This is a genomic window from Ignatzschineria sp. LJL83 (genome assembly GCF_054871845.1).
Map to the genome: position 1 here is coordinate 357,405 of NZ_JBTXLY010000001.1, position 14,441 is coordinate 371,845.

At 37.8% G+C, this 14,441-nt stretch carries 12 protein-coding genes; 1 reads left to right on the forward strand and 11 read right to left on the reverse strand.

Translation table 11 applies throughout. The annotated features are described in order from the left end of the window. From ACYSN2_RS01530 to ACYSN2_RS01565, 8 genes are all read right to left on the reverse strand, one after another. Entirely contained in the window at window positions 1-1,206 is a 1,206-nt protein-coding gene (locus ACYSN2_RS01530) for a CinA family nicotinamide mononucleotide deamidase-related protein (RefSeq protein ID WP_461748482.1), read from the reverse strand. Between the two features lie 356 nt (window positions 1,207-1,562). Continuing rightward, complete coding sequence (locus ACYSN2_RS01535) at window positions 1,563-2,849, reverse strand: cytosine permease (protein WP_461748483.1); 1,287 nt, start codon at window positions 2,847-2,849, stop codon at window positions 1,563-1,565. A 39-nt stretch (window positions 2,850-2,888) separates the two neighbouring features. After that, window positions 2,889-3,833: a carbamate kinase gene (locus ACYSN2_RS01540; protein ID WP_461748484.1), complete on the reverse strand. Its 945-nt coding sequence runs from the start codon at window positions 3,831-3,833 to the stop codon at window positions 2,889-2,891. Between the two features lie 79 nt (window positions 3,834-3,912). Next, window positions 3,913-5,436 carry a xanthine permease gene (locus ACYSN2_RS01545; RefSeq protein ID WP_461748485.1) on the reverse strand — a complete coding sequence of 508 codons (1,524 nt, stop codon included), beginning with the start codon at window positions 5,434-5,436 and terminating at the stop codon, window positions 3,913-3,915. A 106-nt stretch (window positions 5,437-5,542) separates the two neighbouring features. Continuing rightward, window positions 5,543-6,970: a YlbE family protein gene (locus ACYSN2_RS01550; protein WP_461748486.1), complete on the reverse strand. Its 1,428-nt coding sequence runs from the start codon at window positions 6,968-6,970 to the stop codon at window positions 5,543-5,545. Window positions 6,971-6,972: 2 nt separating this feature from the next. Further along, window positions 6,973-8,517, reverse strand: coding sequence for an acyl-CoA synthetase FdrA (gene fdrA / locus ACYSN2_RS01555; protein ID WP_461748487.1), 1,545 nt, complete (start codon window positions 8,515-8,517; stop codon window positions 6,973-6,975). After that, a complete protein-coding gene (locus ACYSN2_RS01560) occupies window positions 8,495-9,391 on the reverse strand; it encodes an oxamate carbamoyltransferase subunit AllH family protein (protein WP_461748488.1) in 897 nt (298 codons plus the stop codon). Before ACYSN2_RS01560 ends, fdrA begins: the two co-directional genes overlap by 23 nt. 1 nt (window position 9,392) lies before the next feature. Then, complete coding sequence (locus ACYSN2_RS01565; protein WP_461748489.1) at window positions 9,393-9,992, reverse strand: ankyrin repeat domain-containing protein; 600 nt, start codon at window positions 9,990-9,992, stop codon at window positions 9,393-9,395. A gap of 297 nt (window positions 9,993-10,289) precedes the next feature. Between ACYSN2_RS01565 and ACYSN2_RS01570 the strand changes: the two genes are divergently transcribed. Continuing rightward, entirely contained in the window at window positions 10,290-11,240 is a 951-nt protein-coding gene (locus ACYSN2_RS01570; protein WP_461748490.1) for a LysR substrate-binding domain-containing protein, read from the forward strand. Window positions 11,241-11,283: 43 nt separating this feature from the next. Here the strand turns inward: ACYSN2_RS01570 and ACYSN2_RS01575 are convergent, their stop codons facing one another. From ACYSN2_RS01575 to ACYSN2_RS01585, 3 genes are all read right to left on the reverse strand, one after another. Further along, window positions 11,284-11,574: a GIY-YIG nuclease family protein gene (locus ACYSN2_RS01575; RefSeq protein ID WP_461748491.1), complete on the reverse strand. Its 291-nt coding sequence runs from the start codon at window positions 11,572-11,574 to the stop codon at window positions 11,284-11,286. 23 nt (window positions 11,575-11,597) lie between these two features. Continuing rightward, a complete protein-coding gene (locus tag ACYSN2_RS01580) occupies window positions 11,598-12,140 on the reverse strand; it encodes a DUF2726 domain-containing protein (protein ID WP_461748492.1) in 543 nt (180 codons plus the stop codon). Between the two features lie 336 nt (window positions 12,141-12,476). Beyond that, window positions 12,477-14,417 carry a lytic transglycosylase domain-containing protein gene (locus tag ACYSN2_RS01585; protein ID WP_461748493.1) on the reverse strand — a complete coding sequence of 647 codons (1,941 nt, stop codon included), beginning with the start codon at window positions 14,415-14,417 and terminating at the stop codon, window positions 12,477-12,479. Between the last annotated feature and the right edge of the window lie 24 nt (window positions 14,418-14,441).

Sequence of the window (14,441 nt, forward strand, 5' to 3'; positions counted from 1 at the left end):
TCAGTCTTGATCAACTTCTAAAGCATCTAAGAGATAGAGGCGCACCATATTTAGCAGATTAATCACAGAAAAGCCAATCGTCGCATGATGATTAAAGTTCGGAATAATGATCACTTTTTCGAGCAATTTTTCATGATGCTGTAACAGAAGCGTTAATTGCATATTATTCGTTGAAATGGCTTTGCCGTGAACGGTAATCACAATATCGGCATGGCTTAAAGATTGAATATTATGAAGTTTTATTTTGTAAGCTTCGGCGGAGAGATCTTGCTCTCGGCTCTCAATCCATGCACCTTTAAAATAATATTTTGTGTGACTTTTTTCATTCAAACGAGAAGCGATCATGCCTTCACTAAATGATTCGTAAAGTCCGAGCGTTAAATGCCTGTCATCTAACATGCCGGCAACGGTTCCTTCCATGCTTGCCTGATCTTCGCCAAAGCAGAGATTGCCTAATAGTGCTTTTGCGCGTTGAAGAAAGGGCATGATGAGCGCTAGTGCTTCTGCTTCTGATGCTGTTTTTGCCGAGAAACGTACCTGAATGCCTTCAATGCCGGAAGCTAAAAAGGAGAGTTTTGGATTTGGCAGAAGATCTAACTCATTATTAATTTCCGCTAAAATCGCCGAGATATCGGATTCGCCTTTTCCCCAACAGCGGAGGGTTTTCGTATAAATCCGTTCAACTTTTGGAAGTAGAGCCGTCAGAAAAGGAATCACATCTTGATTCATCATCACTTTCATTTCAGAAGGAACGCCGGGCATGAGAAAGATATGTTTATCATGGTAATGCAGATAAATGCCGGGAGCGGTGCCGGGAAATGCTTCTAAAATTTGTGCATTTTCAGGATAGTAAGCTTGTCGTAAATTATTTTCCGACATGATGCGATTGCGAGCTTTGAATTTCTCATGAATCACTTCTGCTAAAGATTCATCGTAAATAAGCGGTAAATTTAGCGCTTTTGCGAGCGCATCTCGGGTAATATCATCTTGTGTTGGGCCAAGTCCGCCGGTGCAAAGAATAATATCGGCGCGGGAAATCGCTTTGGAAAAAGTATCTGCCATATTTTGCAGATTATCTCCAACGGTCGATTTAAAATGGCAATCAATGCCAATCTCGGTAAGTTTTTCGGCAATCCACGGGCCATTTGTATCAATGGATTGACCTAAAAGAAGTTCTGATCCACTAACAATAATCTCTGCTTTCATTGGGGAATCCTCTATCTTGGAAGGCTTAAAAATCGATCTTTTCATTCTACAGCAAGATTAGGATTTGTTGAACATTCATCATTTTAAGCAAATAGCTGATTTAATTAAAGCCACTTTAATTATCTGAAAATAAAAGCAGAGGTTTTAATAAAAAAGGATTTAATAAAGGAAAAAAGAAGGATTTAATAAAGGAAGAATGTAAATACGAGGAGCGACAAATATACTTTTGTAAGGCTGAAAAACTTTAGAAATGTCACTATGAAAAATAACAAGCTAAAACAATATAATGAGAATAATCATTGTCTTAGCTTGAATGAATGATTGGATTGAAATGATGATTGATCAACAGTTTCTAATCATTTCTCCGATAACGATATATTTTTGCTGAATTTATTTCCTATGATGTAGATGATAGATGCGCTCACTAAACCGACAACAACAACAGATAAATATGGAGCGTAAATATTCGTAAGAAGGGCTAAAATTGCTGCGATTACCCAAGCGGTAAAGGCTAAAGGTTTCCAATTATCGTTATTGGTATTTTTTCTTTTCAGAATTAATTGATCCATTATGATAATTGCAGCAATTGGAGGAACAATTAAACCTAATAAATTTAACCACGTTTGAAAAGCATTCCAAATACCTGTAATTGCGATGAGTACACCAATAACACCTAGAATGAGGGTTAAACTTCGCATTTTTTTGCCGGTAATATGTGACCAACCTACAGCCCCATTATATAGACAATGGGTACAGCCCACACCCAAGTTAATAAACACAAAGATAATGGCTAGGAAAGATAAGAAAGGAGATGCTTCCGCTAAAATGGAGATAAAATCTCCACCTGTAACTGTAGGATTAGCAATAATCCCCGTTGCAACTATTACTGCACCAATTCCTTCTGCGATAAATTTTGAAATAGGAAATGCGGTAAAAGCGGCGAAAAATCCTTGCTTTCCATTTTTTGCCCAGCGAGTAAAATCGGCGGTCATGGTGCCTGAATCCGTAAATGTAGAGAAGACCATTGTAACTGCGACACCAAAAGAGAATGCCCCCACTTCAATAACAGGCTGATAATTCATAATGTCAGAGGAGCCGGCTTTCATCGAAATAAATACGGCTATAAGACCTAAAATAATATACAAAGGAGCGGCAATATATCCTAGAAAAGCTAATGCTTTAATTCCTATAAACGTCGCCGAAATATAGAGGATTCCGCCTAGGATTGTCATGATGAATAGATTTTGCCCGAAAGATCTATACATGATGTCGCCTGTTAGACCTACCATTAAAGCGAACCAACCTATAACTACGGTTGCAAGTAAGCTGGAAACAATCACATATCCTTTATTTCCAAATGTTTTTTTAGCAGAAATCGCAAAAGATTCTCCTGTATTGCCTGCGAGATAACTTAAGGCTCCTATAACAATGCAAAGGAGAATATTTCCTGCGAAAATAGCTAAAATCCCCATTTTAAACCCAAGCATTGCTGTAACAATACCGCCTATTACAGCACTTGTTAATACAAGCGGAAAGCTATACCAAACAGAAGAAACTGCGGCAAAGCTTTTCCGATGACTAAGGGGCACGGGGCTATGTTCGAACTCTGAATCTAATAAAGTATCTTTATTTTTTGTGGACATATTAAACCTCTTTTAATTCAAGTGATCATGGATAAATTTCTAGTTCATGAACCAAGTACCCGTTTCTTTTTTCAGAGCTCGTTTGATCGCTTCAGGTTTTGTAATTAATCCCATTCCCTTCGGGATTTCTTGAAGAAAACTCAGGATGGCATCCACTTTGGGTTGCATGCTGCCGGCACCAAATTCATTGTTTTCAGATAATTTAAGCGCTTCTTCGATAGAGAGATTATCGAGCCATTGTTGCTCAGGGGTACCAAAGTTAATGGCAACTTTTTCAACACCTGTAGGAATTAAAAGTAGATCTGCTTCGAGATCAATGGCTAATAGAGAAGATACTAAGTCCTTATCGATGACAGCATCAATGCCATTTAATTGATTGTTACTATTTCTTACTACCGGAATGCCGCCGCCGCCGCAGGCAATCACGATTTGCCCTAAGTTTAATAATTCTTTGATGGTGGCTAGTTCAATGATCTCTAAAGGTTGTGGTGATGCAACGCATCTTCGCCAACCTCGCCCTGAATCTTCCATGATATTCCAACCTAATTCTGCGCTTCTTTGCGCAGCAATTGTTTGAGTCATGAAGCTACCAATCGGTTTTGTTGGCGCTTGAAAAGCAGGATCCTTATCAGATACTAATGTTTGCGTGATAATACTCGCGACAGGCTTATGAATCCCTCTTTCTTGCAGAACGCTAGATAAAGCATTTTGGAACATATATCCAATCGTTCCTTGCGTATTAGCAACAGCATAATCAAAAGGTTCAGGTGGTAGCTCTTGAATAGATAATTCACTTCTTCGTAGAATATGACCAACTTGTGGACCATTGCCATGAGTGACGACAACTTGCCAGTTATCTTCAATAAGATCCGCAATATGATGCGATGCTTCTAAGATATTTTGGTATTGGTCATTCCATGCAGATTTGGAATCTTCATTGAGGATTGCGTTACCACCGACAGCAACTACAGCTAATTTTTTCATAAAAATCTCCTTTCTAGATGAGAACTCATCTAGAATTTTTGATATAAGTTTGGTGTAAATCAGGTTGATTGAATGAGGTTTATGCTGCTGTATCGAGCTTTTTTTCAATCATGAAATATTTATATAAGAAAAGTGCCATGAGCATTAGATAGCCATAGACAAATGGCATTAAGTCAGCTTGTGCTAATCCAACGGTTGCGGAATGGATAAAGCCAAGGAAAGAGAGTAGAGCACCAATGGCACATGCTCCAGCACCTTTGAGAGCTTTGTCATTAATTGCAAAAATTGCAATACAGCCCCAAATCATACTTGCTAACGGTGCGCCATTTCCTAGATGATAAAGACCTTGATAGTAGATCCCTTTTGATGTCAGTACATCAAAACCGATAGATAACGCATTTGTATTTGCTGCACTAAATACATTATTAACAATAGAAAGTGCCCAGTTAGCAATCCAAGGGAAAAGACAGACAAATATTACAGGAACTTCAATTTTAGGCGTTTCTCTAACGGTTTGGTTAGCAGTGACAATTCCTATGTATACAAGAATTGGAACGATCGCATAAGTAGGTATGAGTGCTGCGAGTAGTGCTCCTACACCAAATAACACAACAATCAACATTGTAATTCCTGAAGCGACTGTGTACCCGATGCCAGCACCTAATGATTTCCATCCAGCATGACCCACATATACTGTAACGGGGAAAGGATTACCCATAAAACACCCTAACATTGAGGAAAAACCATTTGCTAACATGATATTACGTGTTTTATAACTATCTCCGGCAGCATCGGCAGCTTCAATGTTCTCTAAGTCAAAAATATAGTTAGCTAAACCTAAAGGTACGGCAGAGGCTAAATAAGGAGCTGCGTGGGGAAGTCCTTCCAGAAAATATTGAACTTTAAACCCAGGTGGATTAAACCCTAAAGAATTTAAGGAGCTATATATTGCTTCTGAACTTTGGAGCCCGAATATCCATGCTAAAACAGTTCCGGCTAAGAGAAGTAAAAATCCTGTTGGAATTTTTGAAAAAACAGGGTGACGACCAAACCAGTTCATGAAGATAATACCGAGCACAACAAATGAAACAACAGGCGCTTCAAAAGATTGAAGTAAAGGATTCATGGCTAAAAGTAAGAGTCCTAATCCTCCTAAACACGCTAACAAAACGGTTCTAGGAATGAGTTTTCGTAGGAAATCTCCTAAAAAAGCTCCTACAATTAGAATCATTGCTTCTAAAAAACACCAAACTAACGCTATTTGTAAAGCAAAAACATGGTCATTGGTTTCTCTGTAAACCGGGAGTAATACAAGGAAAGTTACAACAAAAATAGATGGTGCGCTAGGACCTGATGGTAGAGCAGTGACATCTTTTCTACCTGTCTTTTTAGCTAAATTAATTGCGAAATACCCGTAGAAAAGTCCTGCAACAGCTACCGCAAGTCCAAATGAAGGAGCAATCGTTCCATAGACAAATTCAGAAGGAAATCCAACAACAACGATTAAGAGCATAATCATTGTGAGTAGATTTGTAAGATTGTTTGTGAAAAGTCCAAAGTAAGCAGCCCAATCTCCTTGCTGCCAAAGTGATTTAATATTCATAGAATGTTACCTCTATTTAAAGCCATCAAAGTAATTCTCCTTAGTGGAAGCTCCTCTATAAAGAGGAGCTTTATAGACTTTTTATTTACTTTCTATTTTTATAATTTTATGAAGAGAGTTTTTTAGAAAGTGCTAGAATAGCGGCATTAAAACACTGCATAGGCGGATAGGTAATTCCTGCGCCAATCATTCCAATGCCGGCATCTTTATGAGCAATTGCGGTGTTAATAACAGGGAGAATACCGGTAAGTTCCACTTTTCGAACATCAATACCCGTAGCGATGCCTTGAAAGTTTAATAAAGGAATCGTGATGTTATTATTGGTAGTTGTGGTGATTTCTCCCATTTTTTTAGAAAAATCGATTGCTTCATCTACAGTTCCACCTACAAGTGCTACGATTGCAGGGGCTGCTGCCATTGCAAAGGCACCGATACCATAAGTTTCCGTAATTGCACTATCCCCGATATCTAAACCCGAATCTTCAGGTTTATAACCTGCAAACATGGGGCCTATGACAGGTTGAGCTGGGCCTATAAACCACTGATCTTCGCCCATGCCGCTCACTCTTACTCCAAAATCCACACCATTTCGGCACATCGTGGTGACAATCGTACTAAAGGGAATATTTTGTGCTGAATCCATAGCGGCTTTACACAGTACCATCCAAGTAGGACCTGAGAAATAGTCACTACTTGCAACAAAGTCAAAGACTTGTTTCTGTTCTTCAACAGAAAAATCCGTTTGAATAATATAAGGAGTCAGGGCTTGGATAAGGAGGGTTGTTCCGGCAACATTTCTGTTATGACATTCATCTCCCATATGAATTGCTTGAGATAATAGTAATCGTAAATCTATTTCTCCCGCAAGCTTCATGGCATCTCTTAACATTGGACCAAAAACATCTCTCATCCAAATTAAGCGATCAATAACACTTTGGTCATTAGCACCCATTCGAAGAACTTTTGCCATTTGCTCACTTAGATTTGTGAAAGCCATATTGCCGTAAGGTTCATTTCTAACAATATGAACATACATAGACGCTGAAGTAATACCAGCCATGGAGCCTACGCTTCCATGTTCGTGACAGGGTGAGAAGGTTATTTCTCCTGATGCGGCTACTTTTTCTGCTTCTTCTAAATTTTCAGCAAGGCCTTCAAAAATAATCGCTCCTAAAATTCCCCCTTTCATTGCACCGCACATTCGATCCCATGTAATAGGCGGACCTGAGTGTAAAATGGTTGTTTTAGTCATGCCGGGAACAACATTAATCGCTTGATCAAAACCAATCAGCATTGGGCGAGAGTTTTTAATGCGTTTAACGGCTTCTTCATTAGCTTGTTGGATTTTTTGAGCAATGATGGGATCTTCTAACTGATCTAATGCTTCAATAATTTGTAAGTTTCCACCACCAGGAGGTGCCCATTTCAAATGCGTGACCGAAACACCTTGTTGGATTAAATCATCTTTTACCAATTCAATTCCCACATTAATAACGTTTAGCTTTTGATCAAATAATGTATTAATAGTATTCATGATTATTCTCCTTTTGTAACAAATCCACGAGCTAAAAGAGCCGCGTTAGTACAGCTACTAGCATCAGTAACGCCGGCATCTAGCAATTTTTGAAATTGTGATTTCACATTGGGTTCATCTAAATCTGTTCCAAGAACATAGCCCAATATTTCTAAGTGTCTTCCTTCTTTTTGAGCCATTTTTTTAGCTTCTATGATGGCAGGAAGCATGACACCAACTGGATCTTCATGGGATCCATAACCTACGATAAAATCAAGAATAATGACTCCAACTTCCGGATCTTTCGCTTCTTTTAAGAAACGCTCTATTCGATTAGAAGGATCGATCATTGGGTGAGGTTTTCCATCTGTAAACCCATCACTACCAAAGTCTAAAAAGGTATGATCAATACTTGCATCACTCTCTTTGAGTAGATATTTAGGATCAAGCTGTATATTGCTGTACACATTTTGAAATTTCTCTTTTGCAAGATACATCGCTTCATCACAAAGCGTTCCACCACAGAAGAGTCCTCTAATATATTTTTGTTCAGGTTTCAGTTTTGCACGAACTTCTTCAATAAGGGGTAAGTTCAGAGAGTGAAGATCAATATCTTCTTCTTTAATTCCTGAAAGTAATACAGCTTTTAAAGCGGCCTCTTTAGTTGTTTTTGCAAAATGACCACCTGCGTTTGTGACAACGCTTTCATCTGCTCCACCAATAAAGCAGACGACAACTGGTTTTTGACAATGCTTTATTTCTGCTAGAATTTTTGCTTCAACGCTAGGTGCAGGAGGTTTAGATACAAGTACGATGACTTGAGTATTTTCATCTTTGTTTAATGCTTTTAGTGCATCAAGCATCATAATGCCACCGATGCCTTCACTTAAATCACGGCCACCCGTTCCTATGAGCTGGGAAATACCGCCGCCAAAATCATGGATACGAACACTGATTTCTTGTGAACCTGTTCCTGATGCTCCTATAATTCCGACGTGACCAGGACGAACTTTATTCGCAAAGCACAATCCAATATTATTAATAATGGCTGTCCCACAGTCAGGACCCATCATGAGTAAACCTTTTTTATGAGCTAGCTGTTTAAGTTCTAATTCTTCTTCGATAGAAACGTTATCACTGAACAACATGACATTCATATCTGAATTTAGAGCCTTACGAGCTTCTCTTGCTGCAAAATGTCCATTAACAGAGATGATGGTAAGATTTGCCTCGGGAATATCCTCTTTAGCCGAATCAATCGTGACATATTCAACTTCATGAGCAGAAGTTGTTTTTTTCTTTGTGAAAAGCGCTTCGATTTGTGTAAGAATTTCAGCATTTTCAGCTTCGCTGGGTCCTTGAATAATAATCATCAAATCACCGTTGCCGGCATTCTCAATTTCAGGTGTTAAAAGATTTAGATTGTTCAAAACCTCTTTGTTCATATCCGTTGCCATAGCAACGAAAGCTTGTTGAACACCTTCGATTTGATTAGCTTGAGTGGAAATAGACATCAGTGACACTGAGTCAAAATACGTATTATTTTTAATAACTACTGTAGTTGACATACGACGTACTCCTTATATAAAACATCATGAGCCCAGTTTTCATCCCGCGCAAAATGTCTGCACCGGAAGTTGAGCCTAGGGATAAAATAGTTAGTAATTTTTGTTCGAGTAGAGCTGTATCTGCTTGAAAAAAAGCGGGAAGACAATCGATAATGATTTGGCTGAAGCGTTTTCGGCTAGCGTGTAGTAGCGCAGCAGCACTGACATCAGTTGTATTCCCTTTAGCATCTAAGCCTAAGTTTTTTAGAAATGAAAAAGACGTTTCAGCGGGGTTATTGGGAATTGCTAAGATTGCTAGTAAGCCAATAATGGCGTCATCACCAGAAGGTGTAAGACCAAACCCTAATCCGAGGCTTCGTTGTAAAGATAGGTACGCTTCTTGAAAATGATTCTTTTGCCAAGCAGAAATGAAATTACGATGAGAATGATCTAATATCTGGTAAATCTCTTTTTTAAACGGATCCATTTTGGGAATGCTGTCATGTTTAAGCTTCTTTTCATGGAGATTGTCAGATAATATTTGTTCAATTAAAGAGATTGCATGTAAATGATCGAAGGGCTGATAGCTAGGGAACTCATCATTCCAAGATAAGATTTGGTTGATATTGATAATGCATTTTTTATGATGAAATTTTAGATCTTGTTTCCAAATAAGATCTTCCCCCACACTTAAGTTTAAGCTGGGCATGGAATGACATTGTATTTGGATAGTATTAGGTGCTAAAGCGACATCCTCCGTAACAAAAGTGTACAGTTGGTGATTTTTGTCGAGGATATTAATGGCATGATCAAATATGCTATGAATGGTGAAAGTTATTTCAGGGGTTCTACGTAACTGTTGAATCCAATGAATATCTCCCATCAGCCCCTTCATTTTATTTTCCTCCAGCTGCGACTAGAAGATCTGCAATTTCTTTATATCCTTTTTCTTTTGCAAGGAATAAAGGCGTTTTACCATACATATCTGTCATATTAGGATTCGCACCATGAGAAAGTAATAGTCTGATGATTTCTTGTTGTCTTGCGCCACCATCATTTAAAACAATCGCCTCTAAAAGGGGGGTCCACCCTACAAAGTTTGTATGATTAAAGTTAATATCTGTTTTTTCTAAAAGTTCTTTAACGATTTCAAGATGACCTTTTTCAGCGGCTGGTGTAATGCCAACTCCACCAAATCTAGTTAATACCGTTAAATCTGGTTTAGCCTTAATCATGATCTGAACAAGTTTTAAATCATCGTTTAAGCAACCCCAAAGAAATGGATTAAAACACGTTTCATCTTGTAAGTTGATATCAGCTCCCGCGTCTATTAAAAACTGTACGGTTTCATATTGTTGATGCATTGAAGCCATTAAAATTGCGGTACGAAGCTGTTTGTTGGTTGTATTAATATTTATTCCTGATGCTAATCCTTTTTTAAGAGTAGGAATGTCACCTTCAATAGCTGCTTGATGGAATAAGTGGATGTCTTTCATGATTACCTCCGAAATGAGTAATATTTAAATAATTCCAATGTCATTGAAATCTTTAACTAAATTCATCATAGAGGAGTTTTTTCACAAAAAATACGACTTGAAATTTAATTGTTATGAATCACTTTATTGCTGAATTTAATTCATTAATAATGCTTTTTCATGGAGGATATGAAATCATTAAGATAATCTAAATAGACATTTTGATTTTATAATTTAATTCTATAACTATTTGAAAATGTTTATCTTAATGCGATATATCGCCATTTTTAATTCTTTGGATATTAAAGGTGAATAAATATGAGTTCAGTATTCTCGCAACACAATCTTCAAATTTTTTCATTTATCGTTCGTTATGGGAGTTTTGCTAAAGCAGCGGAAGAATTAGGATTAACTGCATCGGCGGTTAGTCATGCGATTAAAAGAACGGAAAAACATTTAGGCGTTGCTCTTTTTGAGAGGACAACTCGCAGCCTTGAGCTCACAGATGCCGGGTACTATTTTTATCGAAAAGCAACTAATTTACTTGCCGATTTTTATTCAATAGAGCGAAGCTTGAGTAGTATTGAGCAAGGGATTGAGCGAAAAATCAATATCTGTATTAATAGCTTAATGCATACGCCTTACCATACATCTGCTTTATTAGATAAATTGAAAACGCATTTTCCATCCTGTCAGATCTCCATTACGACAGAAGTTTATAATGGTGTTTGGGATGCTCTTTTAAATAAGAATGCGGATATTGCCATTGGCGCACCAGGAACTTTAATAGATGGCGGCGGTATCGATTATATTGAAATAGGAAATATTCAGTGGAAGTTCGTCTTACCATTGAACCATCCCCTTACGAAAGCAGTAGAACCGATTACGGAAGGTATTTTAGCAGCTTATCCTTCTATTTTTATTGAAGATACAGCGCACGATGTGCGTAAACAGGTAGGATGGTTATTGCAGGGGCAAGAAGTTATCAAAGTTCCTGATTGGGAAACTAAAAAGAATTTGCAATTACAAGGTGTCGGTATTGGTTTTTTACCTGATTATCTCATCAGAAATGATTTAAAAGAGCAGAACTGTGTGGAGAGAAAAATCAATAATCCAAGACAGCCTTCAAGAATGCTATTAGCTATAAAACATGATTTAAAAGGGAAGGTTAGCCAATGGATTCAGGAAGAATTTCAACATGGTGGAGAGTTGCAAACACTTTATAGCGATATTTTACATAAGCCTTTTATAGCAGTGTCTGCAGCTTAATAAAGATGGTGATATTGATGATATTAATGGAGTTTTAGAGCTTCTATATATTTTGTTGAAATAATTTATCCCCAAGATTGAGATATTGCTCTTTCTGTTTTCTTGTTAGCTGTTTAAAGGCATATTCTTGCTTCATGGCTTCGCTTTTACTGTCAAAGGTTTCGATATGAATCATGATTGCCGGACGGCGTTTTTCTAAGCGGGTATATTTTGCACCCGTCCCGGCATTATGTTCCTTTAAACGGCGCTCGACATCGGTAGAATAGCCGGCATAAAAGGTATTGTCTTTGCAATGGAGCACATAGAAAAAGTGTTTAGGCATTTCTTCAGTCATTTTTTCAGTCATGATTGTAAAAATTAGCGATCTTGAAAACGATAATCATGATTCTCTCGTAGAATTTCTACAATTTGCGCGCGTAAATTTTGTTCCATATAACGTTTGCGAAGTGGCACATGCAAAATGGGGATTTGTGCTTGATACATCGCTTCATCGACAAAAGCATCTCGCACTTTTCGCTCATATTGATCATGGGTACTATCATCAAGCTCAATGACAAGTACAGGTTGCGTTGTCAGCGGGTTAATGAGAACAAAATCCACATGTTTCGAGCGAATCTTGCTGAAAGCACCGGCATAATCCCCTTTTTCAAGACCGGGTCTGACTTTGATAATGTCGGCAATGCGCACTTTTCCAAAGATCTTTACGGGAATGCCATCTAGTGCTACTTCTAAGCTTGAAAGAAACAGTTGCTCCGCAGGCGTAAATAATCCCGGCACAGATTGATACCAAGATGCCGGTGTTGGCTTATCTTCAATAGGTTGTTTTTTCGGTATAAATTTCCAACGTAAAAAGAGGAAAAAGCCGATAAATGCGATCACGATAAAAAGAAGTTTGAGCATAAATAATCTTTTAAAAGAAAGGAGAATATAGGATAGATACGCTATTGAATCTATGACTCCTAGTAAAGTACTAGATGAATCTATCAGATGAATCGATAGAAGAAACGATCAGCAGAAATTACTAATAATGCTATTAGTGTAGATGATTCTCTACCATTCTTCAAAATGATCCTTTTATGATATTGGCAAGAAAAACAGCGATCACTTAGAACCGCTGTTTTTCATTTTCGGGGTAGGATGATAATAGATAGATTGTCATCAATGGATTGCCGTAGATCAGATGAAGTGAAAGATGAATTGAATAGTAGTGATGGCTACTTTTATCTGAAATATCTCTTACTTTGTCACTTGGAGCGTATCTGTTTCCGGAGTTTCTATTTCACAATTCACATAATCTGAAAGACGTTTTGGATCTTTATTTAATGTGTGATAAATCACGGCATTACTTAAGACATTTTTCACATATCCGCGCGTTTCATAGAAGGGAATAGTTTCTATCCAAAGCGCCATATCGAGGTTTTGATCATCGCTTGGCAACCACTTTTTAACATTATGAGGACCGGCATTATAGCTTGCAAGCATGTAGGGAATACAGCTTCCAACGCTATCTTGTAGATGTTTCAAATAGGTAATGCCATAGCGAATATTGGCATCAGGTTCATATAGGGAATCCCGGGATTTTTCTTTTAATGTGGAAGACATGGTTTCAGCGGTAGGAATCAGTAACTGCATTAAACCATGAGCACTTGCCGGAGATTTTGCTTTTTCATGGAAGAGACTTTCTTGGCGAATAAGTCCTAAAACGACAGGTTTTGTGATGAAATCATTACTGTATTTATCGATAATCTCGCCATAAGCATTAGGATAACGGTAAGGTAATCCGCCAGAAGCACGAGATCTTGCTGCGGCTTGTAAGCTTAAGTTATAAAAACCATCATCAAAAGCAGCGATGCTTCCGATTTCTTGATCTTCTTTATTGCTATTATTGATCGCTTCACGCCATTTTACACGGCTAAAATACTCTTCATTGACTTTGGCTAAGAGTAATCCCATAGAAAATCGGGGATTGGTATTTGTTTTAGAGTTTTTTGAGCTTTCGTTGGCAATACTATTAATGCCATCATAGTTTTGTTGTAATTCATCTGCCGCTAAGAAACCATAAAATGAAGGTTCATTTTCAATAAGCTCATAATAATATTTTGCTTGCTCAGGATCCCCAACTTTTTCATGGGTTTTACCAAGCCAATAGCGCCAAACATCCTCTTTTTTAGCTTCAGGAGAAAGATTTGTTAATAGTGCTAGGGCAACAGGATAGTTATTCTCTTTTGCCGCTAAACGAAAGCCCCATTGCAAGACTTGATCATCACGTTCGTCTGCAGGAATATTGAGGATTTTCTCCAGTGGCGCTACGGCATCTTTTCTTCCTGCTTGGAATACAGCAATACGATTGCGTAAATTGACATAATCTTCATGCGTTAAAAGATCTTTCTCTTTAGCAAACTCTAAGCCGTTTTCAGCTTGTAGAGAGTTTTGGCTAGACCATTTATGAATCGCTTTCGCATAGAGATTTTTGCCTTCAGGATAAAAGGTGGTGACTTCTAGGAGTGAGCTAGGATTATTTAAAAGATCGATAAAATAATTGTAGTAAGCGCGATTTTCTTCGGGAATTGAAGTGATGAGTGTTTTGGCTTTGCTAATTCTATCGGCTTGGATGAGATCATCGATTTTTTGAATGACGAGTGATTTATTTTGATTTTTTTGTAACCAGTAAGATTCAACATTATTGCAACCAGAAGGCAATTGTAGAGCATTGACCCATTCTTTTTGGAATTCTGAAAGATCTAACGTAGATGCTTGATGCTGCGCATTATAGAGATAGCACTTTAAACCAACAGTATTGGCAAAGTGCGCATTATCTAGAATGAATTGATAATTTTTTTGACGCTCACGTTCTTTAAATAAAACAGTCTTTAAGGTATTAGAGAAGGGCTCTTGTGAGTGTTTATCTGCAAAGTTGAGCACTTCTTGCGGATCACTCTCTTCAATTCGTTCTTGATAATAATAAAACTCAAGATAGGGCAGGAGAGATGACTCTGCGAGTTTATCTCGGAAAGAACGATATTGTTCCCAATCTTTTTTGATAATGGCTTGTTTCCCAGCTTTAAACCAGATCTCTTCATTTGTTTCAGTAGCGTGACTGAAATGAGTGAATGACAAAATTGTTATTAAAGTGATAAACAGAGATTTTAAAGGCTGTTTCTTGAAGAAAGGGATCATAATGAGGTCTCTTTACAGTAGTAA

Coding starts and splice junctions, on each gene's coding strand:
- ACYSN2_RS01530 (WP_461748482.1), bottom strand. CDS start 1,206: ATGAAAGCAGAGATTATTGTTAGTGGATCAGAACTTCTTTTAGGTCAA.
- ACYSN2_RS01535 (WP_461748483.1), bottom strand. CDS start 2,849: ATGTCCACAAAAAATAAAGATACTTTATTAGATTCAGAGTTCGAACAT.
- ACYSN2_RS01540 (WP_461748484.1), bottom strand. CDS start 3,833: ATGAAAAAATTAGCTGTAGTTGCTGTCGGTGGTAACGCAATCCTCAAT.
- ACYSN2_RS01545 (WP_461748485.1), bottom strand. CDS start 5,436: ATGAATATTAAATCACTTTGGCAGCAAGGAGATTGGGCTGCTTACTTT.
- ACYSN2_RS01550 (WP_461748486.1), bottom strand. CDS start 6,970: ATGAATACTATTAATACATTATTTGATCAAAAGCTAAACGTTATTAAT.
- fdrA (WP_461748487.1), bottom strand. CDS start 8,517: ATGTCAACTACAGTAGTTATTAAAAATAATACGTATTTTGACTCAGTG.
- ACYSN2_RS01560 (WP_461748488.1), bottom strand. CDS start 9,391: ATGAAGGGGCTGATGGGAGATATTCATTGGATTCAACAGTTACGTAGA.
- ACYSN2_RS01565 (WP_461748489.1), bottom strand. CDS start 9,992: ATGAAAGACATCCACTTATTCCATCAAGCAGCTATTGAAGGTGACATT.
- ACYSN2_RS01570 (WP_461748490.1), top strand. CDS start 10,290: ATGAGTTCAGTATTCTCGCAACACAATCTTCAAATTTTTTCATTTATC.
- ACYSN2_RS01575 (WP_461748491.1), bottom strand. CDS start 11,574: ATGACTGAAGAAATGCCTAAACACTTTTTCTATGTGCTCCATTGCAAA.
- ACYSN2_RS01580 (WP_461748492.1), bottom strand. CDS start 12,140: ATGCTCAAACTTCTTTTTATCGTGATCGCATTTATCGGCTTTTTCCTC.
- ACYSN2_RS01585 (WP_461748493.1), bottom strand. CDS start 14,417: ATGATCCCTTTCTTCAAGAAACAGCCTTTAAAATCTCTGTTTATCACT.